This is a genomic window from Nonomuraea sp. CX421 (genome assembly GCF_059358955.1).
Map to the genome: position 1 here is coordinate 36,906 of NZ_JCADBK010000012.1, position 21,280 is coordinate 58,185.

General features: G+C 70.2%; 20 protein-coding genes and 1 pseudogene. 3 read left to right on the top strand and 18 right to left on the bottom strand.

All coding sequences use genetic code 11. The annotated features are described in order from the left end of the window. Window positions 1–69 precede the first annotated feature (69 nt). From aspS to AC5L3X_RS21960, 3 genes are read right to left on the bottom strand one after another with little or no spacing between them, the layout of a single operon-like run. A complete protein-coding gene (aspS, locus tag AC5L3X_RS21950) occupies window positions 70–1,803 on the bottom strand; it encodes an aspartate--tRNA ligase (protein ID WP_494859203.1) in 1,734 nt (577 codons plus the stop codon). Next, window positions 1,800–3,059 (bottom strand): histidine--tRNA ligase, encoded by a 1,260-nt coding sequence (hisS, locus tag AC5L3X_RS21955; protein WP_189125714.1) that lies wholly within the window; start codon window positions 3,057–3,059, stop codon window positions 1,800–1,802. The genes aspS and hisS overlap by 4 nt, the downstream gene beginning before the upstream one ends. Further along, on the bottom strand, window positions 3,059–3,739 hold the full coding sequence (locus tag AC5L3X_RS21960) for an MBL fold metallo-hydrolase (protein WP_494859205.1): 681 nt from the start codon (window positions 3,737–3,739) through the stop codon (window positions 3,059–3,061). Before AC5L3X_RS21960 ends, hisS begins: the two co-directional genes overlap by 1 nt. A gap of 139 nt (window positions 3,740–3,878) precedes the next feature. On the opposite strand from AC5L3X_RS21960, the gene AC5L3X_RS21965 reads away from it, so the two are divergent. The 3 genes from AC5L3X_RS21965 (at window position 3,879) to AC5L3X_RS21975 (ending at window position 6,562) form a co-directional block, all read left to right on the top strand. After that, a complete protein-coding gene (locus AC5L3X_RS21965; RefSeq protein WP_494859207.1) occupies window positions 3,879–4,745 on the top strand; it encodes a peptidylprolyl isomerase in 867 nt (288 codons plus the stop codon). Between the two features lie 62 nt (window positions 4,746–4,807). Further along, entirely contained in the window at window positions 4,808–6,037 is a 1,230-nt protein-coding gene (locus AC5L3X_RS21970; protein ID WP_494859209.1) for a DUF349 domain-containing protein, read from the top strand. Window positions 6,038–6,175: 138 nt separating this feature from the next. Beyond that, window positions 6,176–6,562 carry a hypothetical protein gene (locus AC5L3X_RS21975; RefSeq protein ID WP_494859211.1) on the top strand — a complete coding sequence of 129 codons (387 nt, stop codon included), beginning with the start codon at window positions 6,176–6,178 and terminating at the stop codon, window positions 6,560–6,562. A 23-nt stretch (window positions 6,563–6,585) separates the two neighbouring features. Here the strand turns inward: AC5L3X_RS21975 and AC5L3X_RS21980 are convergent, their stop codons facing one another. The 15 genes and pseudogenes from AC5L3X_RS21980 to pdxS form a co-directional block, all read right to left on the bottom strand. Next, a complete protein-coding gene (locus AC5L3X_RS21980) occupies window positions 6,586–8,778 on the bottom strand; it encodes a RelA/SpoT family protein (RefSeq protein ID WP_189125719.1) in 2,193 nt (730 codons plus the stop codon). A 175-nt stretch (window positions 8,779–8,953) separates the two neighbouring features. Next, a complete protein-coding gene (locus tag AC5L3X_RS21985) occupies window positions 8,954–9,472 on the bottom strand; it encodes an adenine phosphoribosyltransferase (protein WP_494859213.1) in 519 nt (172 codons plus the stop codon). A gap of 142 nt (window positions 9,473–9,614) precedes the next feature. Beyond that, on the bottom strand, window positions 9,615–10,604 hold the full coding sequence (gene secF, locus AC5L3X_RS21990) for a protein translocase subunit SecF (protein ID WP_189125721.1): 990 nt from the start codon (window positions 10,602–10,604) through the stop codon (window positions 9,615–9,617). Window position 10,605: 1 nt separating this feature from the next. Further along, entirely contained in the window at window positions 10,606–12,369 is a 1,764-nt protein-coding gene (gene secD, locus AC5L3X_RS21995) for a protein translocase subunit SecD (RefSeq protein WP_225263415.1), read from the bottom strand. Window positions 12,370–12,411: 42 nt separating this feature from the next. Next, window positions 12,412–12,765 (bottom strand): preprotein translocase subunit YajC, encoded by a 354-nt coding sequence (gene yajC / locus AC5L3X_RS22000; protein ID WP_494859215.1) that lies wholly within the window; start codon window positions 12,763–12,765, stop codon window positions 12,412–12,414. 217 nt (window positions 12,766–12,982) lie between these two features. Next, entirely contained in the window at window positions 12,983–14,014 is a 1,032-nt protein-coding gene (gene ruvB / locus AC5L3X_RS22005; protein ID WP_494859217.1) for a Holliday junction branch migration DNA helicase RuvB, read from the bottom strand. 58 nt (window positions 14,015–14,072) lie between these two features. Continuing rightward, a complete protein-coding gene (gene ruvA, locus AC5L3X_RS22010; protein WP_189125724.1) occupies window positions 14,073–14,693 on the bottom strand; it encodes a Holliday junction branch migration protein RuvA in 621 nt (206 codons plus the stop codon). Then, the gene (ruvC, locus tag AC5L3X_RS22015; RefSeq protein ID WP_189125725.1) at window positions 14,690–15,232 is read right to left on the bottom strand and encodes a crossover junction endodeoxyribonuclease RuvC; all 543 of its coding nucleotides are present in this window, start codon (window positions 15,230–15,232) and stop codon (window positions 14,690–14,692) included. Before ruvC ends, ruvA begins: the two co-directional genes overlap by 4 nt. 180 nt (window positions 15,233–15,412) lie before the next feature. Further along, window positions 15,413–16,564, bottom strand: a complete 1,152-nt coding sequence (locus AC5L3X_RS22020) for a GNAT family N-acetyltransferase (RefSeq protein ID WP_494859219.1) — start codon at window positions 16,562–16,564, stop codon at window positions 15,413–15,415. Window positions 16,565–16,574: 10 nt separating this feature from the next. Beyond that, window positions 16,575–18,323 (bottom strand): carbohydrate ABC transporter permease, encoded by a 1,749-nt coding sequence (locus AC5L3X_RS22025; RefSeq protein WP_494859221.1) that lies wholly within the window; start codon window positions 18,321–18,323, stop codon window positions 16,575–16,577. A gap of 71 nt (window positions 18,324–18,394) precedes the next feature. Further along, window positions 18,395–19,147 (bottom strand): YebC/PmpR family DNA-binding transcriptional regulator, encoded by a 753-nt coding sequence (locus tag AC5L3X_RS22030; protein WP_494859223.1) that lies wholly within the window; start codon window positions 19,145–19,147, stop codon window positions 18,395–18,397. A gap of 4 nt (window positions 19,148–19,151) precedes the next feature. Continuing rightward, on the bottom strand, window positions 19,152–19,730 hold the full coding sequence (pdxT, locus tag AC5L3X_RS22035) for a pyridoxal 5'-phosphate synthase glutaminase subunit PdxT (protein WP_494859225.1): 579 nt from the start codon (window positions 19,728–19,730) through the stop codon (window positions 19,152–19,154). Window positions 19,731–19,793: 63 nt separating this feature from the next. Further along, the gene (locus tag AC5L3X_RS22040; RefSeq protein ID WP_494859227.1) at window positions 19,794–19,967 is read right to left on the bottom strand and encodes a PhoD-like phosphatase N-terminal domain-containing protein; all 174 of its coding nucleotides are present in this window, start codon (window positions 19,965–19,967) and stop codon (window positions 19,794–19,796) included. A gap of 73 nt (window positions 19,968–20,040) precedes the next feature. Continuing rightward, window positions 20,041–20,229: pseudogene (locus tag AC5L3X_RS22045) on the bottom strand (PhoD-like phosphatase N-terminal domain-containing protein); the annotation flags it as partial. Window positions 20,230–20,291: 62 nt separating this feature from the next. Beyond that, window positions 20,292–21,221, bottom strand: a complete 930-nt coding sequence (gene pdxS, locus AC5L3X_RS22050) for a pyridoxal 5'-phosphate synthase lyase subunit PdxS (RefSeq protein WP_494859228.1) — start codon at window positions 21,219–21,221, stop codon at window positions 20,292–20,294. Window positions 21,222–21,280: the final 59 nt, after the last annotated feature.

The following is a 21,280-nucleotide window of genomic DNA, read 5'->3' on the forward strand; positions in this document are numbered from 1 at the left end:
CTCCCTGGCACGACGACGGCCGCCTCCCCCGCTCAAGGGAGGCGGCCGTCGTCGTGCCGGGAGCGGAGGCTAGACCGCCTTCGGCTGGGCGTCGATGCCCGCCTCCTTGCGCTGCTCGGCGGTGATGGGCGTCGGGGCGCCGGTGAGCGGGTCGAAGCCGGAGGCCGTCTTGGGGAAGGCGATCACGTCGCGGATCGACTCGCCGCCGCACAGCAGCATGCAGATGCGGTCCCAGCCGTAGGCGATGCCTCCGTGCGGGGGCGGGCCGAACTTGAACGCCTCCAGCAGGAAGCCGAACTTGCTCTCGGCCTCCTCCTTGGAGATGCCGAGCACGTCGAAGACGCGCTGCTGCATCTCGGCGCGGTGGATCCGGATCGAGCCGCCGCCGATCTCCATGCCGTTGCAGACCATGTCGTAGGCGTAGGCCAGGGCCTCACCGGGGTGGTCCTGGAAGGTCTCGGCCCACTCGGGCTTGGGCCCGGTGAACGGGTGGTGCACGGCGGTCCAGCCGCCCTCGCCGTCCTCCTCGAACATGGGCGCGTCGACGATCCACAGGAACGACCACAGGGACTCGTCGATCAGCCCGCGGCGGCGGCCGATCTCCAGCCGGGCCGCTCCCAGCAACTCGCGGGAGGCGTGGCGGGCACCCGCGGCGAAGAAGACGGCGTCGCCCGGCTTCGCGCCCACGAACTCGGCCAGGCCGGACAGCTCCTGCTCCGACAGGTTCTTGGCGACCGGGCCGCCGAGGGTGCCGTCGTCCTGCACGAGCACGTAGGCCAGGCCCCTGGCGCCGCGTGAGCGGGCCCACTCCTGCCAGCCGTCGAGCTCCTTGCGGGTCTGCGAGGCCCCTTGGGGCATGACGACCGCGCCCACGTAGTCGGCCTGGAACACCCTGAACGAGGTGCCGGCGAAGTAGTCGGTCATCTCGACGAGCTCCTGGCCGAAGCGCAGGTCGGGCTTGTCGGAACCATAGCGGGCCATCGCGTCGGCGTAGGTCATGCGCGGCAGCGGCATCGGGATCTCGACACCGAGGATGTCGCGCCAGAGGCGTCCGATCAGCTTCTCGCCGACCGCGATGACGTCCTCCTGGTCGACGAACGACATCTCGACGTCGATCTGGGTGAACTCCGGTTGCCGGTCGGCGCGCAGGTCCTCGTCGCGGTAGCAGCGGGCCAGCTGGTAGTAGCGCTCCAGCCCGCCCACCTGCAGCAGCTGCTTGAACAGCTGCGGCGACTGCGGCAGGGCGTACCAGCTGCCGGGCTGCAGCCGCACCGGGACCAGGAAGTCACGGGCGCCCTCGGGCGTGGACCGGGTCATCGTCGGCGTGTCGACGTAGACGAAGCCGAGCTCGTCCATCACCTCGTTGGCCAGGTAGGTGGCCTTGGAGCGGATCCGCAGCGACTGGGCCACCTGCTGGCGGCGGATGTCGAGGTAGCGGTACTTGAGCCTGGCCTCCTCGGACACGCCCACGTTGCCCTCGATCGGGAACGGCAGCGGCGCCGACTCGCTGAGCACCTCGACCGTGTCGGCCACGACCTCGATCGCGCCGGTGGGCAGGTCGGGGTTGGCGTTGCCCTCGGGCCTGACCCTGACCTCGCCGATCACCTTCACGCAGTATTCGGCGCGCAGGTCGTGGGCGTGGTCCTCCTCGCGGAAGACCACCTGCGCCGAGCCTGAGGCGTCACGCAGGTCGATGAAGACCACGCCACCGTGATCACGGCGCCGGGCCACCCATCCCGCGAGCGTCACCTGCTGCCCGGCGTGCTCCTCTCGGAGCGACCCTGCCGTATGCGTGCGGATCACTGCACTTTCCCCTTCAGAATGTCGGCGACCTGGGCCAGCGGCACCTCGGTCTGCTCAGCGGTGGTCAGGTCCTTCAGTTGTACGGCCTGCGCGGCCAGGTCACGCTCACCGAGGATCAGCGCGAAGCGGGCGCCCGAGCGGTCGGCCCCCTTCATGCTGCCCTTCAGCCCCTTGCCGCCGAAGGCCATGTCGGCGCTGACGCCCGCCCGGCGCAGCTCGTCGACGAGCAGGAACATCCGCCGTCGCGCGTCGTCGCCCAGCGGGACACCGTACACCTGGACGTGCTCCTGCTCGGTGTCGGTGAGCAGTCCCTCGGCCTCCATGGCGAGGTAGGTGCGGTCGACTCCGAGCGCCCAGCCGACGCTGGGCAGCGGCGGGCCGCCGAGCATCTCGCTCAGCCCGTCGTAGCGGCCTCCGCCGCCGACCGCGGACTGCGAGCCGAGGCCGTCGTGCACGAACTCGAACGTGGTGCGGGTGTAGTAGTCGAGCCCGCGCACCAGCCGGGGGTCGTCGTCGAACGCGACGCCCGCGGCGCCCAGCAGCGACCGGACCTCCTCGTGGTAGGCCTTGCAGGCCGGGCACAGGTGGTCGGCGACCAGGGGCGCGCCGGTAAGCTGCGCCCGCACCTCGGGCCGCTTGTCGTCGAGCACCCGCAGCGGGTTGATCTCGACCCGGGACCGGGTGTCCTCGTCGAGGTCGAGGCCGCGCAGGAAGGCCTGCAGCGCGGCCCGGTAGGCGGGCCGGCACGTCTTGTCGCCGAGCGAGTTGACCAGCAGCCGGACGCCCGTCAGCCCGAGCGAGGAGTAGCCCCGCGCGCCGAGGACGATCAGCTCGGCGTCGAGCGCCGGGTCCTCGGCGCCGAGGGCCTCGGCGCCGACCTGCCAGAAGTGGCGATAGCGCCCCTTCTGCGAGCGTTCATAGCGGAACTGGCTGCCGGAATACCACACCTTCACCGGCAGCCTGCCGTTGTGCAGGCCGTGCTGCAGCACCGCGCGCACGACCGGGGCGGTGCCCTCGGGGCGCAGCGTCAGCGAGCGGCCCGCCTTGTCGGGGAAGGTGTACATCTCCTTGGAGACGATGTCGGTCGACTCGCCTACGCCCCTGGCGAAAAGCTGGGTGTCCTCGAACACGGGCGTCTCGACATAGCCGTAGCCCGCCAGCCGCGCCGGGGCGGCGAGCGCCTCGCGGATCGCGAGAACCTGCTCGGAGCGGGGTGGCAGCCAGTCGAAGGTGCCCTTGGGTGCTTGGAAGCTCATTAGATCCCTCGTGTGGGACCGGCGTGCGGCGCGGCCTCCTTGAGATAAGGGTTGATGGCGCGCTCGCGGCCGATCGTGGTCTGTGGTCCGTGGCCCGGCAGAACGACCGTATCGTCCGGCAGCGGCAGGCACTTGGAGGCCAGGCTGCGCAGGATCGTCGGATAGTCGCCGCCCGGGAGGTCGGTGCGGCCGATGGAGCCGGCGAACAACAGGTCACCCGAGAAGAGGATCTCGTCGCCGGGCGCCCGGAAGCTCACCGACCCCCTGGTATGGCCGGGTGTGTGGTCGACCACGAGCTCAAGGCCCGCCAGCCGCAGCTCGGCCCCGTCGGACAGCTCTCTGACGTCGTCGGGCTCGCTCAGTGTCAGGCCGCCGAACAGCTGCGTGGAGCCCGCCGACAGGCCCGCCGCCGGGTCGCTCAGCAGGTGGCGGTCGTCGGGGTGGATCCAGGCGGGCACGTCACGCGCGCCGCAGACCGGCGCCACCGACCAGACGTGGTCGAGGTGACCGTGGGTGAGCAGGACCGCGACCGGCTTCAGCCGGTGCTCGCGCAGCAGCTCGTCGACCCCGTCGACGGCGTCCTGACCAGGGTCGATGATCACGCATTCCTCGCCGGAGGCGGGCGCGACGACGTAACAATTGGTCTGGAAGGCCCCTGCGGGGAAGCCGGCGATGAGCATCTGCCTCAGCTGATCTCGTCAAAAAAGCCAATGGGAATGTAACCGAAGGGTACCGGTGCGGGTCGCCGGGCTGCGAATCATTACCCATTGGCCGATACGATTCGCCCACCTCAGTTGATTCACTATGGGAGGCAAAGCGGTGGCCACGGGGAAGGACCGGCAGAAGCAGCTGGCACGCGAGCACTACGAGCGGCAGCTGAAGAACCGTCGCGAGCGCGAGCAGCGTGCCAAGCGCACCGCGATCATCGGCTCCACCGTGGGAGTCGTGGTCGTCGTGGGCGGCATCGTGGCGGCGGTCGCGCTCATGGGCGGTGACCCCGGCACAGAGGCCGCGGCGACGCCCACGCAGCCGCCGACGGAGACGGCTCCGGCCTCACCCGCCGCGCAGCCCAAGCCGTACGACGCCAAGACCGGCACCTGCGGCTACGTCGCCGACGCGGCGGGCGGCAAGGTCAAGGACGTGGGCATGCCGCCGGCGGAGGTGAAGCTCACGCCCGCCACGAAGACCATGACGCTCAAGACCAACCTGGGCGACATCGTGGTCAAGCTCGACAACGCCAAGGCGCCCTGCACGGTCAACTCACTGGAGTTCCTGGCGGACAAGAAGTACTACGACGGCAGCAAGTGCCACCGGCTGGGCAGCGACAAGTTCCCGATGCTGCAGTGCGGCGACCCGTCCGCCAAGGCCGACGGCAAGAGCATGGACGGCTCGGGCGGCCCCGGCTACGTCATGGTCGAGGAGAATCTGGAGGGCGCGACCTACAAGCGCGGCGTGATGGCGATGGCCAAGACCCAGGCGCCGGGCAGCACGGGCAGCCAGTTCTTCCTGGTGTACGGCGACATCGGTCTCACCCCGGATTACACCCCGGTGGGTACGATCACCAAGGGACTCGACATCCTGGACAAGGTGAACAAGGCGGGCGTCCTAGGCGATGCGGGCGACGGCACCGGAGCACCCAAGGAAACCATCGAAATCAAAGACGTGACAATCGCGGGCAAGAGCTGACGTAATACAAACTAGGGACGAGTACGTCCCGAAGGGTCTGATGGAAAGTGCGGGAGGACACGGTGAGCACCGACCCGTGGGGCCGGGTAGACGACGACGGCACCGTCTACGTGCGTACGGCTGAGGGAGAGCGGGCCGTCGGCTCCTGGCAGGCCGGTGAACCCGAAGAGGCACTGGCATACTTCCATCGCAAGTTCGACGAGCTGGCCGGCCAGGTCACGCTGCTCGAGCAGCGGGTCAAGGGCACCGATCTGGCCCCGGCGCAGGCCGAGGCGAGCGTCGCCAAGCTGCGCGAGGCGGTCGCCGACGCCCACGCCGTCGGCGATCTCGCCGCGCTGACCGCCCGCCTCGACGGGCTGTCGGAGCTGGTCGCGCACCGCCGCGAGGAGGTCAAGGCGGCCCGCGAGCAGGCACGCGCGGAGGCCAAGGCGATCAAGGAGCGCATCGTCGCCGAGGCCGAGCGCATCGCCGACGAGACCACCCACTGGAAGTCGGGCGGCGAACGCCTGCGCCAGCTGGTCGAGGAGTGGAAGGCCGCCGACCGCATCGACCGGGTCACCGAGGCCGGGCTGTGGAAGCGCCTGTCGGCCGCTCGCACCGCCTTCGCCAAGCGGCGCAAGGTCTACTTCGCGGGTCTCGACGAGCAGCGCGAGGGCGTGCGCGCGGCCAAGGAGCGCATCGTCGAGGAGGCCGAGGCGATCGCCGGCTCCACCGACTGGGGCGCCACGGCGGCCGTCTACCGCGACCTGATGCAGCGCTGGAAGAGCGCCGGCCGGGCCTCCCGCGAGGCCGAGGACGAGCTGTGGGCCCGTTTCAAGGGCGCCCAGGACCACTTCTTCCAGGCGCGGTCGGCGGTGTTCGCCGAGCGCGACGCCTCGCTCGCGGCCAACGCCGAGGCCAAGGAGCAGCTGCTGGCCGAGGCCGAGAAGATCCTGCCGGTCACCGACGTACGCACCGCCCGGTCGGCGTTGCGGCACATCGTCGAGCGCTGGGAGGCCGCCGGGCCGGTGCCTCGCGAGCAGCGCGACCGGCTCGAAGGCGGGCTGCGCAAGGTGGACGACGCCGTGCGCAAGGCCGAGGACAACGAGTGGAAGCGGTCCAACCCCGAGGCCCGCGCCCGCGCGCAGAGCACGGTCGACCAGCTGCGCACCTCCATCGAGCAGTTGGAGAAGCGCCTGGCCAAGGCCGAGGCCGCCGGCCGTGCCAAGGACGTCAAGGAGGCCGAGGAGGCCCTCACGGCCCGCCGCTCCTGGCTGGAGGAGGCCGAGCGCACCCTGGCTGAGTTCAGCTGACCACAGGCGCCTCAGGGCCGGTTCCGCGACAGGCGGGACCGGCCCCGTTCTTTCCTCGCCTGGCCACGCGACGCGCGAACCTAGATCGCACATTCGGCATCTAAGCCCTCGAAGAACACATTTCTACGGGGAGACATCATGCGGCACCTCAGGAACCTGCTCGTGCTGACCACCTCCGTGGCGGCCGTCGTCGCGCTGACGGCGCTGCCCGCCGAGGCTGCCGGCACCGCCGGCCGCACCTGGGGAAAGTGCGGCTCCGGCAACACCTGCCTGTTCGACGGCCGCTACGGCAGGTACAAGTTCTGGACCGCGCCCGACTGCGGCTTCTACGACCTCAGCAAGATGAGGCCCCGGCTCGACGACCGGCTGAGCTCCATCCGCAACCGCAGCGACGCCCGGGTGGTGCTGTTCGACTGGGACAGCTCCACCGGCTGGAACCACGTGCGCACGATCTCGCCGTGGAAGAAGGCGAACCTGCGCCCGCACGAGAACAACCGGGTCGACGCCATCGAGATCGACTGCTGAACTCCCGGCGTGAGCCGGGAGCGTCAGGCGCCGGCGCCGCTCACGCGGTAGACGTCGAAGACGCCCTGGATGCTGCGGACGGCCTTGAGCACGTGGCCGAGGTGTTTGGGGTCACCCATCTCGAAGGTGAACTTGCTGATCGCCACCCGGTCGCGTGAGGTGGTGACGGATGCGCTCAGGATGTTGACGTGCTGGTCGGACAGGGTGCGGGTGACGTCGGACAGCAGTCGGGGCCGATCGAGAGCCTCCACCTGGATGGCGACGAGGAACACCGAGTCGTCGCTCGGCGACCAGCTCACCTCGACCAGGCGGTCGGGCTGCTCCTTGAGCTGCTGGACGTTGGTGCAGTCGGCGCGGTGCACCGAGACGCCGTGGCCGCGCGTGACGAAGCCGACGATCTCGTCGCCGGGCACCGGAGTGCAGCATTTCGACAGGCGCACCCACACGTCGGCGTCGCCGGCCACCACCACGCCCGCGCCGCCACCGCCCCGGGGACGGCCCTTGAGGCGCGTGGGGAGCGACGTCTCGGCGATGTCCTCCTCGGCGCTGTCGACGCCGCCGATGGAGGCCACCAGCTTCTGCACGACCGACTGGGCGGCCACATGACCCTCGCCGACGGCCGCGTAGAGGGCGGAGACGTCGGGGTAGCGCAGGTCGCGCGCGAGGGCCAGCAGCGACTCACCGGACATCAGGCGTTGCAGTGGCAGGCCCTGCTTGCGCATGGCCCGGCCGATGGCCTCCTTGCCCGCCTCGATCGCGGTCTCCCGGCGCTCCTTGGAGAACCACTGCCGGATCTTGTTGCGGGCGCGGCCGGACTTGACGAACTTCAGCCAGTCGCGGGAGGGACCGGCGTCGGGCGACTTGGAGGTGAAGATCTCCACCGTGTCACCGTTGCCGAGCCGCGACTCCAGCGGCACCAGCCGGCCGTTGACCCGGGCGCCGATGCAGCGATGGCCCACCTCGGTGTGGACGGCGTAGGCGAAGTCGACCGGGGTCGCGCCCTCGGGCAGGGCCACCACCTGACCGCGCGGCGTGAAGACGTAGACCTCGGACACCGACAGGTCGAAGCGCAACGACTCGAGGAACTCCCCCGGGTCGGCCGTCTCCTTCTGCCAGTCGAGGAGCTGGCGCAGCCAGGCCATGTCGCTGCCCGGCTTGACCTTGCCCACGGGGCCGGGCGCGCCGACCTCCTCCTTGTACTTCCAGTGGGCGGCCACGCCGTACTCGGCCCGGTGGTGCATCGCGTGGGTGCGGATCTGCAACTCCACCGGCTTGCCTTCGGGACCGATCACCGTCGTGTGCAGCGACTGGTACATGTTGAACTTGGGCATCGCGATGTAGTCCTTGAACCTGCCGGGCACAGGGTTCCATCGCGCGTGGATCGTTCCGAGAGCCGCATAGCAGTCGCGCACGCTGTCGACGAGGACCCGGATGCCCACCAGGTCGTAGATGTCGTCGAAGGCCACGTCGCGGGCGATCATCTTCTGGTAGACGGAGTAGTAGTGCTTCGGCCTTCCCTTGACGACCGCGCGGATCCTGGCCTCGCGCAGGTCGCCGGAGACCTTCTCGATGACCTCCTGCAGGAACAGGTCACGGCGCGGCGCCCGCTCCGACACCATGCGCGCGATCTCGTCGTAGCGCTTGGGGTAGAGCATGGCGAAGGCGAGGTCTTCGAGCTCCCACTTGATCGTGTTCATGCCCAGGCGGTGGGCCAGCGGCGCGAAGATCTCCAGAGTCTCGCGGGACTTCTGGTGGCGCTTGTGCTCGGGCAGATAGCGCATCGTGCGCATGTTGTGCAGCCGGTCGGCCAGCTTGATGATCAGCACCCGGATGTCGCGCGACATGGCGACCACCATCTTGCGCACGGTCTCGGCCTGGGCGGCGTCGCCGAACTTGACCTTGTCGAGCTTGGTGACGCCGTCGACCAGCGAGCCGATCGTGTCGCCGAAGTCGGCCCGGAGCTCGTCGAGGCTGTAGGCGGTGTCCTCGACCGTGTCGTGCAGCAGCGCGGCGCAGAGCGTCTCGTCATCGGTGCCGAGCTCGGCCAGGATCGTCGCCACGGCCAGCGGATGGGTGATGTAGGGGTCGCCGGACTTACGCTTCTGGTCACGGTGGTGGTAGGCGGCGACGTCGTAGGCGCGCTCGATCAGCCGCAGGTCGGCCTTGGGGTGAGTGGCGCGAACCGTGCGGAACAGCGGCTCCAGCACCGGATTCATGGCCCCACCCCCAAACCGCCGTCGGCGCGCCGCGGGCGCGCCGCCGGCAGGATCGGCGGTCCCGGCGTCGGTTACGTCAGGCACGACCACATCACGGGGCACTCAGACTCCTCACGTTCGAGTCCAGGTCCCCCAGTGTATCCAGGTGAGAGACCCCGCTCGCCGTGGGCCCGGCTCAGACGATCACCAGGGAGTGCGCCTCCACTCCCACGAGGCGCTCACGCCCCTTCAGGAAAGCCAGCTCCATCAGCACGGCGACGCCGACGACGTCGGCTCCGGCCCTGCGCACCAACTCCACGGTCGCCTCGGCCGTGCCGCCCGTGGCCAGCACATCGTCGACGATGAGCACCCGGTCGCCCTCGGCGAAGGCGTCACGGTGCACCTCGATGGTCGCGGAGCCGTACTCCAGATCGTAGGACTCTTCGAGCGTCTGAGAGGGCAGTTTGCCCTTCTTGCGGACGGGAACGAAGCCGGCGCCGGCGTGGAGAGCGACGGGGGCGGCCAGAATGAATCCTCTGGCCTCGATCCCGACGATCTTGTCGACCTCGTGCAACCCGGCCAGCTCGCGCACCACGGCCGCGAACGCCTCGTGGTCGGCGAGCAGCGGGGTGATGTCCTTGAACAGCACACCCGGCTTGGGGTAGTCGGGCACGTCCCTGATGTGCTCGAGGATCAACTTCTGCAGGTCGCTCATCAAGCCACTCCTCCGATGGTCCCTGCCCACGACTGACGGCCTCCATGATGACGCATCCGGCGGCATATCCGGACATGCGGACGGAGACCTGGCCGCACATGCCACAGGGCGGGCCGGTCGGCCCGCCCTGTGCGACACCCCCTCAGCCCTTGGCTACGGCCGTGCTTTTGGAACCCTTCGACCCCTTGCCTCCCGTGGAGGCGAGACGCCGGGCGATGGCCTGGTACTTCGGCTCCCGCTCCTTGAGCGTCACCAGCAGCGGTGTGGCCACGCACAGCGAGGAGTAGGTGCCGACGATCATGCCGACGAACAGGGCCAGCGACAGGTCCTTCAGCGTGCCCGCGCCGAGCAGCGTGGTGCCGATGAACAGGATCGCGGCCACCGGCAGGATCGCGACCAGCGAGGTGTTGAGCGACCGGATCAGCGTGTGGTTGAGCGCGTTGTTGGCCGCCATCGAGTAGGTCTGCTTGGACGTGGTGCCCAGCTTGGCCGTGACCTCCTTGATCATGTCGAACACCACGACCGCGTCGTAGAGCGAGTATCCGAGGATGGTCAGGAAGCCCAGCAGCGTCGCGGGCGTGACCTCGAAGCCCGACCAGGCGTAGACGCCCGCCGTGATGACCAGGTCGTGGATGAGCGCCACGATGGCGGCCAGCGCCATCTTGGGCTCGAACGCCATCGACAGGTAGAGGATGATCGCGAGCATGAACACGCCCAGGCCGACCCAGGCCTTCTGCGACACCTCACCGCCCCACGAGGCGCCGATCGACTGGATGTCGACCTGGTCGACCGGGACCCCGTAGTCCTTGGAGATCGCCGTCTGCACCTGGGTCATGGTGGACTCGGACAGGGTCTCGGTGGTGACCCGCCAGCGGTCGCCGGCCGTCTGCACGATCGGCTGGTGCACGCCCTCTTCGGTGAAGCCCTCGCGGACCTGTTCGATGGTGGCGGTCGGCGCCTTGAAGGAGAAGACCGAGCCGCCGGTGAACTCGACGCCCATGTTGAGGCCGTTGACCAGGATTCCCGCCAGGGACACGGCCAGCAGCAGGCCGGACAGGCTGTACCAGAGCTTCCAGCGGCCGACGAAGTCGACGTTGATCTCGCCACGGTAGAGGCGACTCGCGAGTCCCATCTCAGGCCTCCAGCGGGTTGTTCGGGCGGCCGGTGGTGCCGGTCGGGACGGCGCTCATGCGTTCGGCGTCGATCCCGGACAACGGATGTCCCTTGGCGAAGAACTTGAGCCTGGCCAGCAAGGCGATGAACGGCTTGGTGAACAGGAACACCACCACCACGTCGATCAGCGTGGTCAGGCCCATCGCGAAGGCGAACCCCGCCACACCGCCGACGGCCAGCAGGTAGAGCACGACCGCCGCGATGAACATGACGGCGTCGGCGATCAGGATCGTGCGCCGGGCGCGGACCCAGGCCACCTCGACGGCCGCGCGCAGCGAGCGCCGTCCCTCCTTCATCTCGTCGCGTATGCGTTCGAAGTAGACGATGAAGGAGTCGGCGGTGATGCCGATCGAGACCACCAGGCCGATGATGTGCGGCAGCGACAGCCGGAATCCGGCGTTGTGGCCGAGCACCACCACCGCGGTGTAGGTGAGGATCGAGGCGACGACGAGGCTCAGCACAGCGACGAGCCCGAGACCGCGGTAGTAGAACATCGAGTAGAGGACCACCAGCACGAGACCGATGAGGCCGGCGATCAGACCGCCTTCCAGCTGGTCCTGGCCCAGGGTCGAAGAGACCGTGTCGATCGAGCTGCGCTCGAACTTCAGCGGCAGCGCGCCGTACTTGAGCTGCTCGGCGAGTTCGGTGGCGCTCTGCTGGTTGAAACCACCGGTGATCTCGGCGCGGCCGCCGGGGATCGGGCTGATGATGTTGGGGGCGGTGATCACCACACCGTCGAGGACGACGGCGACCTTGTTGCGCGGCTCCTGCGAGTTGTAGGCGGTGGAGGTGAGCTTGCTCCACTCGCCCGCGCCCTTGCTCTTGAAGTCGAGCTGGACGACCCACTCGGTCGTGCCCTGGCGGACGCCCGCGGAGGCGGTGTCGATGTCGGTGCCGACGACCTTGGCCACATCGAGGACGTACTTGTAGCTGCCGTCGCTCTCGCAGGCGGCGTACTGCTTGTTCGGGTCGTCCTGGACGCCCTGACCGCGGTTCTTCGGGTCGGCGCAGTCGAGGCTGTTGTACTGCTTCCAGGCGGCGGGTTCGATGCCCTGCGGGGGGGCGCCGGCCTTTTGGTCACTCTCCTGGGTGGGGCTCGGCGTCGGCGTGGCCTTCGCGTTCTGGCCGCTCCTGCGTTCGCGCGGGGTGGGAGAGGTCTCCGGCGTTGGACTGCGCGTCGGCGTGGTCAGGGCCGACGACAGGCCCTTGCCCGTCGGTGAAGGGGCGGGCGTCGACACCCCTGCCGACCGCGAGGCGGTCGGCTGGGGCTTGGCCGAGGGCTGCGTGGAGGAGGGCGACGAGCTCGGAGCCGCCGGCTCGGTGGCGAGCTCCTGCGGGAGCTGCGTGGCCTCCATGGTGAGCACCTGGCGGAAACGCAGCTCCGCGGTGGTCGCGACCAGCTTGATGGCCTCGCTCTGCCCGACGCCGGGGATGGAGATGATGATGTTGTCGCCTGACTTGGCGACCTCCGCGTCGGAGATACCGGTGCCGTTGACTCGGTCACGAATGATGTTGACCGCGCGGTCGAGGATCTCCTCGGGTGGAGCCGCACCGTTCTGCGTAACCGGAGATAGAGTCACGGTCGTGCCGCCGGCGAGGTCGAGTCCCAGCTTGGGCGTGAACGCCTTCTGCAAGAACATCGTCCCGCCCAGGGCGAGGATGAGCGCCACGAGCACCAGGAGCGTGCGCCCCGGCTTGCTGTGGCTGCTGGTCGGTCGGGCCACTGGTCGTCTGTCTTTCGGATAGGGGTTTGTCGCAGAGCCTGGTCAGGCCTGCTTCGAGTTGGAGTCCTGGCCGCCGTCGCGCTCCACGGGCTCGTCATGCGTGCTGACCTCGCCGTCGCTCGCGGGGGGAGCGTCACCGGGTGTCACGACGCGGCCGATGGCCGCCTTCACCCAGCGCGTCTCGATCCCGGGGGCGACCTCAAGGATCACGTCGTCATTGTCCACCGCGACCACGGTGCCGAACAGCCCGGTCGTGGTCATCACTCTGGCACCCGGCGCGAGGCTGTTCTGCATCTTGATCGCTTCCTGCTGACGCTTGCGCTGCGGGCGAATCAGCAGGAAGTAGAACACCACCACCAGCAGGATCAGCGGCAGGATGCTTCCGAGTTGTCCCATGTCCATAAGGGGCGACCTTCCATTGTCGTACAAGGAGTTGACACCGGCCTCGCGCCGGAAATTCCGTGCGTTGCTCCGGGCCGCGCCGCTCAGCCCGTCAGCCTACACAGCCAGCCAAGCCACGGAGTGTAGGCGGTTGTTGCGAAACGCGGCAACGAAGCAGCGTTTCGGCGCGCGGGGAAGTTCCCAATTCGAAACGGTTGCAACCGTTCTGTAATCAGTCGAAAAGCGTAGCTCCGAACGCATCTGGGGGTGGAGTCATACCCAGGTGGTGCCAGGCCGCGGCGGTGGCGACCCGGCCGCGTGGGGTCCTGGCCAGCAGGCCCTGGCGGACGAGGAACGGCTCGGCCACCACTTCGACGGTCTCGGGCTCCTCGCCCACGGCCACGGCCAGCGTGGACAACCCCACCGGACCGCCCCCGAACTTGCGCAGCAGCGCGTCGAGCACGGCCCGGTCGAGCCGGTCGAGCCCCTCGGCGTCGACCTCGTAGAGGTTGAGGGCGGCGGAGGCGATGTCGCGGTCGATGACGCCGCCGGCCCGCACGTCGGCGAAGTCGCGCACCCGGCGCAGCAGCCGGTTGGCGATGCGCGGCGTGCCGCGCGAGCGCCGGGCGATCTCGTGCGCGCCCTCGTCGGGCAGCGTCACCCCGAGCAGCCGGGCCGAGCGGTGGAGCACCTGCTCCAGCTCCTCGACCTGGTAGAAGTCCATGTGGGCGGTGAAGCCGAACCGGTCGCGCAGCGGCGCGGGCAGCAGCCCGGCTCTGGTGGTGGCGCCGACCAGCGTGAACGTCGCGATGTCGAGCGGGATGGCGGTGGCCCCGGGGCCCTTGCCGACCACGATGTCGACCCGGAAGTCCTCCATCGCGAGGTAGAGCATCTCCTCGGCGGGCCGCGCCATCCGGTGGATCTCGTCGATGAACAGCACCTCGCCCTCGGCCAGGGTGGACAGGATGGCCGCGAGGTCGCCCGCCCGTTCCAGGGCCGGCCCCGACGTGATGCGGAGCGGCGCGCTCAGCTCGGCTGCGATGATCATAGCCAGAGTCGTCTTGCCCAGACCGGGTGATCCGCTCATCAGCATGTGGTCGGGTGACCGGCCGCGCCGCAGCGCGCTCTCGAGCACCAGCGACAACTGCTCGCGCACGCGTGCCTGGCCGATGAACTCGCCGAGCCGCTTGGGCCGCAGGGCGGCCTCGATCTGCGACTCCTCGCCCTCGGCGTCAGGCGACACGAGGTCTCGCTCCAGGCTCACTGCCGCACCTCCCTGACGGGGCTCCCTGCGAGGGTAGGGCCCCGGCCCGCCCACGACGTCATCGGACGCTCAGCGCCCGCAGCGCCGCCTTCAGCAGGGCGGCCACCTGCGGGGAGCGGCCGGCGGCCAGGTCGGCGTCGGCCTCCGGCTCGACGGCCGCGACGGCCTCGTCGGCGTCCTTGCTCGAATAGCCCAGCCCCACGAGCCCGGAGTGCACCTGGTCGCGCCAGAGCGCGACGCGGCGGCCGCCGTTGAGCGCGGCGTCGAGGGTCGCCTCGGGGGTGCCGAGACGGTCCTTCAGCTCCAGGACGATGCGCTGGGCGCCCTTCTGGCCGATGCCCGGCACCTGGGTGAGCGCCTTGAGGTCGGCTCCGGCGACGGCGACCCGCAGCGCGTTGGGCGAATGGACGGCGAGCATGGCCAGCGCCAGCTTGGGACCCACGCCGCTGGCCGTCTGGAGCAGCTCGAAGACGGCCCGCTCGTCGTCGGTGGCGAAGCCGTAGAGGGTGAGGGACTCCTCGCGCACCACCAGCGAGGTGGCCAGCCGGGCCTGCTCGCCGGGGTGGAGCGTGGCCAGGGTGCCGGGCGTGCAGTGGACCAGGACGCCGACGCCGCCGACCTCGATCACGGCGCCGTCGGGCGCGACGGCCGCCACCCGGCCGGCCACCGAGGCGATCACAGCTTCACGTCCCCGCGCGGCGCGCGGCTCCGCGCCCGCGCGACGGCCTCGGCGACGCGGTGCTGGGCGCCGCCGCGCCAGACATGGCAGATGGCCAGCGCGAGCGCGTCGGCGGCGTCGGCCGGCTTGGGCATCTCGGTGAGCCTCAGCAGCCGGGTCACCATGAGCCCGATCTGTTTCTTGTCGGCGCTGCCGCTGCCGGTGACGGCCGCCTTGACCTCGGAGGGCGTGTGCAGGGCGACGGGCAGCCCGCGCCTGGCCGCGCAGAGGACCGCGATGCCCGCGGCCTGGGCGGTGCCCATGACGGTGCGGACGTTGTGCTGGCTGAAGACCCGCTCGACCGCCACGGCGTCGGGACGCACCTCGTCGAGCCACTGCTCGATGCCGGCCTCGATGCCCACCAGCCGTGCGCCCAGCTCCTCGTCGGCGCCGGTGCGCACCACCCCGACGGCCACCAGGGACAGCGGCGCGCCGGGCCTGCCCTCGACCGCTCCCAGGCCGCACCGAGTCAGCCCCGGATCGACGCCCATCACCCGCACCGGCCTGCCTCCCCGCGCCGCCGAACACCTGTTCGGCACGAGACTCTACCCCGGCCGACGTGGTCGCGCACCGCGAAACGCCCGCCGGACGCCCGGCGGAACAGTGAGATCAGCCGGACGCCCGCCAGAACCGCTGGAACCGTCAGATTCGCCGGACGCCGGCCAGAGGCACTGGAACCGTCAGAAGTAGTCGAGCATGTACGGCCGGGCGGCGAAGGCCGCGTCGAGGGTGTCGTCGTGGCGGTCGTCGCCGGACATGAGCCCGGCACGGCGCAGCGTGGCGGTCGGAACACCGGCGTAGAGGCCCGACAGGGCGTTGACCGTGAGCCGGGGCCCGTCTCCCGTCTCCACGCGGGTGGCCGTGCCGCGGCCCTCGGCGACCTCCAGCCGCCACCGGCCGGTGTTGCCGGGCCGCAGCGGATCGTCCACCTCGACGGCGGCGTTCATGGTCACCCCGGCCGGATAGCCGCGGCGTTCGACGGCCGCGGCCAGGTCGATCACCCGGAACATCCACCGGACCAGGGTGACCTTCTCCTTCGAGCGTTCGCGCAGCAGCCACAGCACGGGGTCGTCGGGCGCCACGGCGGCGGTGACGTGCTCGGCCACCGAGGAGGAGGTGCCCACCAGCGACCACAGCGCCCTGGCGGTCGCCTCGGATCCGGCGACCTGGTTCTCGACCCGGATGTTCTCGCCGTCCCAGCGGTAGATGACGAAGCCGTCGTCGGCGAGGTAGAGGAAGTCGTCGGGCTGGGCGAGCCAGAGCGCCCAGGTGCGCTCGTCCCACGAGATCGGGCCGGAGGCGCGGGCCGCGCCGTGCGCGCGGTGCAGCACGGCGACGACCTCGGCCGCGTCGGCCGGGCCCATCCGGCGCAGCTTGACCTCGCCGGACGGCCGGATCGTGCGCAGCGCCTCGGCCGGGATGGTGGCCAGGTGCTGGGCCCCGGCGTGCTCGTACCCGACGGAGCGGTAGAGCGGCGTCGTGGCCGGATAGAGCGCGGAGACGGCGTCGCCGAGCTCGGCCGCCCGGGCGACGATCGCGTGCATGATCTGCCCGCCCACTCCCTTGCCCCGATCCTCGGGGTTGACCGTGACGCCCGCGATGCCGGCCATCGGCTGCGGCCTGCCGTGCCACCACTGGGTGAAGCCGCGCAGCCGGGCCGCGGCCGTGAGCCTGGTGCCGTCGAACGCGCCCAGGTAGCGGCCCTCGGCCAGGATGGGCAGCACGACCGCGCGCCAGCCTTCGCCCTGGGCGGCCGACAGCAGGCCGAAGGAGCGTTTGCGCATGTCGAACATGGCGTCGAGGTCTTCGGGGGTCAAGTAACGAATGTCCACGAGGCGCAACCTATGCGGCGGGTGTCTGGGAGCGCGAACCTTTTCCGGCGGTGACGGCCAACCGGTCGAGGTAGAGCAACTGCGCCGCGACCAGGGCGGCGAGGGCGACGAGCAGCATGGCGAGCGGCGTGGTGCCCCAGGGATCGGGGGCGGCCGCGCGGAAGTCGTTCAGCCGGTTCAGCAGGGCGACGGGGGCGGTGGCGAGGTCCGGATCGTGCGCGGTCAACAGCGGCCAGAGCACTTCCTGGGCGTTGGTCAGGGCGACCGCGCCGGCCAGGATGCCCGCCATCGGCAGAGACGGCAGCACGACGCCGCCGAGGAAGTCGCCGCCCGCGCGCTCGGACAGCCCCTTGCAGAGCAGCGTCAGCAGCAGGAGCGCAGGCACAGACACCAAGAAAGGCGGAAATATCGCGATGAAAGTATCGATGAGGCCCATGTCAGTGACCGTCTGCCAGTCGGCGACGCTGAGCGGCCCGGTGCCGACGAACAACCACGGCCCGAACAGCAGCAGCAGCCACTCACTGCGCCGTCCCAGCGGACGCAGCCCACCGATGCCGAGCGCCGCCAGGTAGGCGACGCCGACGGAGACCAGCGCCCCCACGACGGCGGGCACCCAGGTGTTCACCTGCGTCCGCAGCCCGGCGCCCGGCGTCTCGCCGCCCGCGAACAGGGCGGACAGCCACGGCCAGGCCCAGACCACCGCGATCAGGGTCACGAGGGCCAGCGCCACCGCTCCGATCACCTTGCCCGCCGCGGACGCGCCCCGTGCGCGGCTCTGAGCGGCCCGCTGCGCGGCGCGTGACACCGGAGCCTGCTGATGGCCGCCCTCCGTCCGTTCCACGCCCTGGCCGTACACGGGAGCCTGGTACGGGGCTTTCTGTCCGCTCGTGGGCTCTGCGCGGGAATTCGGCCCATCTGCGGGCCCCGAGCGAGGTATGAGGGAGATACGCAGGTTCGTGGCCACCGCGAGGACCGTCGCGACGAGCCCCAGCAGGCCGAGCAGGACGCCCATGATGGTCGCCATCGAAGCACCCAGCCCCGGCTTGAACAACCGGAAGGCATAGTCGTACTGCAACGTCGCCAGCGTCTGCGCGGAACGCTCCGGCCCGCCCGCCATCAGCGCCAGCCCCATCGAGAACGCCTGGAGGGCGGCGGCGATCATGGCCAGTGTGACGAGCCCGGCCACCACGAGCATGGCCGCCGTCACGGTGCCACCGCGCAACGCGGGCAGGAACGCCATCACCGCCAGGGCGCACACCAGCCCGAACGTGGTGGCCGCGATGATCAGGCCGAGCGTCGCCGGTGCGGTGGCCTGATCGCGCAGCCCCTCGGCCAGCGTGACGACGCCCGTGGCCCCGGAGCGCAGGCCCCACAGCCAGGCGGCGGCGACCCCGACCGGTGAGAAGGTGACGATCGCCAGCGACAGCACGACGCGGCCGGTGCGCCTGAGCGGCCCGCCCGCCCGGTCGAGCGCCAGCGCGAGCGACGGCCCCACCACCACGGCCACCAGGAGCGGCACCACCGCCAGCGAGAGCGTGAAGCCGAGCGCCCGCCAGAACACGTCGTCACCCAGGATGCCGGCGTAGTTGCCGAGCCCGACGAACTGGCTCGGACCGGCGATCCGGCCCGACTCGAAGCCGAGCAGGATGGTCCTGATCGTCGGAAAGAGCAGCGAGATCGCGGTGCCGACCAGCGCGGGAAGCAGCAGCAGCCAGCCGAGCGCGGGAGAAGCCTGCTGGGAGGGGTTGGGGGAGGTCACGACGCGACACCCTACGCCGCCCCCGGGCACCGTGCCACGACGACGCCGATCATCACCCCGGGCCGGCGGGGTCAGGCGTCGAGCTTCTCCATGATCTCGTCGGAGACGTCGAAGTTGGCGAACACGTTCTGCACGTCGTCGCTGTCCTCCAGCGCGTCGATGAGCCGGAACACCTTCTTGGCGCCATCCTCGTCGAGTTGCACGCTCATCGTCGGCAGGAAGCTGGACTCGGCGGAGTCGTAGTCGATGCCCGCGTCCTGCAGCGCCTTGCGCACCGGCACCAGGTCACCGGCCTCGGAGACGACCTCGAACGCCTCGCCCAGGTCGTTGACCTCCTCGGCTCCCGCGTCGAGCACGGCCATGAGCACCGTGTCCTCGTCGAGGCCGTTCTTGGGCACGATCACGACGCCCTTGCGGTTGAACATGTAGGACACCGAGCCGGGGTCGGCCAGCGAGCCGCCGTTGCGGGTCAGCGCGACACGCACCTCGGAGGCCGCTCGGTTGCGGTTGTCGGTGAGGCACTCGATGAGGATCGCGACGCCGCCCGGCGCGTAGCCCTCGTAGGTGATGGTCTGCCAGTCGGCGCCGCCGGCCTCCAGGCCGCCGCCCCGCTTGCGGGCCCGCTCGATGTTGTCGTTGGGCACCGAGTTCTTCTTCGCCTTGAAGATGGCGTCGAAGAGCGTGGGGTTGGCATCCGGGTCAGGCCCACCCGTCCGGGCCGCCACCTCGATGTTCTTGATGAGCTTCGCGAACAGCTTGCCGCGCTTGGCGTCGAGCGCGGCCTTCTTGTGCTTCGTCGTCGCCCATTTGGAGTGGCCGGACATCTACCTATAGCTCCCTCAGCATGTCTACGAAGTATCGGTGCACGCGAGTGTCCCCGGTCAGCTCGGGATGGAACGAGGTCGCGAGCAGCGGCCCTTGGCGGACCGCGACGATCCTATCCCCCGGTTCGGCCCGGCCCAGCACATGAACGTCGGGCCCGACCGATTCGACCCACGGCGCTCGGATGAACACGGCGTGCACCGGCTCGCCCGCGAAGTCGAGGTCGGCCTCGAACGAGTCGACCTGGCGGCCGAAGGCGTTGCGCCTGACCACCATGTCGATGCCGCCGATGGTGCGCTGCCCTTCGGCGCCGTCCTCGATCCGGTCGGCCAGCATGATCATGCCGGCGCAGGAGCCGTAGGCGGGCATGCCGTCCTTGACCCGCAGCCGGAGGGGTTCGAGCAGGTCGAAGGTCTCGGCGAGCTTCCACATGGTGGTGGACTCGCCGCCGGGGATCACCAGCCCGTCGACCGCCTCCAGCTCGGCGGGCCGGCGCACGGACATGGCCGAGGCGCCCGCCTCCTGGAGCATGCGCACATGTTCGCGCACGTCTCCCTGCAGAGCGAGTACACCGATTGTGGGCACGGGCGTCCTTCCCTCGGGGTCGTGGGTCCGGTTGATTCAACACCAAGCCCGTCCGACATCTTCCTACAGGGCGGTCAAAAGCAGGGTGGTCACAAGGAAGGCGGCACCCGCGCGGATGTCCGAGTAGGGGCCGACGCGGAAGCGATACCAGTAGTCCCGGCCGGAGCTCAGGCCGTCGAGTTCGACGTGCACGCTGTGGCCCCATTCGGGGGCGGCGACGGCCACCCCGGAGCGCACCAGGCGGCGGGCCCCGCTCGTCGGCGTAGACCTGCCAGAGCACGGGAAACGGTCGCCGCGGCATGCCGCCGAATCCGTCCTCGGCCATGGGCTCCTGCGCCAGCCTGGTCCACAGCACGAAGCCGCCGTGGTCGGGGTCCCCCGAGGCGACGCCCAGGGTGAACGGGTCGGTGCGCAGGCCGCGCGAGGCCAGGCTCCGCGCGGTCTCGGCGGCGGGGCCGGGGTCGGCGTGGGCGGCGGTCGCCCACGAATAAGGCGACATCCTTCGCGGATATCGCCTTATTCGGAAGTCAGCGCCACGCCCCGGTCCTTACGGGGCGGTGTTCACCAGCCGCGCTCGGCCAGGCGGTGCGGCTGCGGGATCTCCTCGACGTTGATGCCGACCATGGCCTCGCCCAGGCCACGGGAGACCTTGGCGATGACGTCGGGGTCGTCGTAGAACGTGGTGGCCTTGACGATCGCGGCGGCGCGCCTGGCCGGGTCGCCCGACTTGAAGATGCCCGAGCCGACGAACACGCCCTCGGCGCCGAGCTGCATCATCATCGCGGCGTCGGCCGGGGTGGCGATGCCGCCCGCGGTGAACAGCACGACCGGCAGCTTGCCCGCCCTGGCGACCTCGGCCACCAGCTCGTACGGCGCCTGCAGCTCCTTGGCGGCGACGTACAGCTCGTCCTCGGGCAGCGAGCTGAGGCGCTTGATCTCGCCCCGGATCGTGCGCATGTGGGTGACCGCGTTGGAGACGTCGCCGGTGCCGGCCTCGCCCTTGGAGCGGATCATCGCGGCGCCCTCGGTGATGCGGCGCAGCGCCTCGCCCAGGTTGGTCGCCCCGCACACGAACGGCACGGTGAACTGCCACTTGTCGATGTGGTTGGCGTAGTCGGCCGGGGTGAGCACCTCGGACTCGTCGACGTAGTCGACACCGAGCGCCTGCAGCACGCGGGCCTCGGTGAAGTGGCCGATGCGGGCCTTGGCCATGACGGGAATCGACACGGCGGCGATGATGCCGTCGATCATGTCGGGGTCGCTCATCCGCGACACACCGCCCTGCGCGCGGATGTCGGCGGGCACACGCTCCAGGGCCATCACGGCGACCGCCCCGGCATCCTCGGCGATCTTCGCCTGCTCCGGGGTGACGACGTCCATGATGACGCCGCCCTTGAGCATCTCGGCCATGCCGCGTTTCACACGGGCGGTGCCGGTGACGGGGCCAGGGGTGGACAGGGCTTCGGGCGTGCTGGACACGGTCTTCCTCACAAAGGCGAACGGTAAGTTATCAAGCCCATGGTAGGTCCTTAACCGTCTTTTCCCCGACC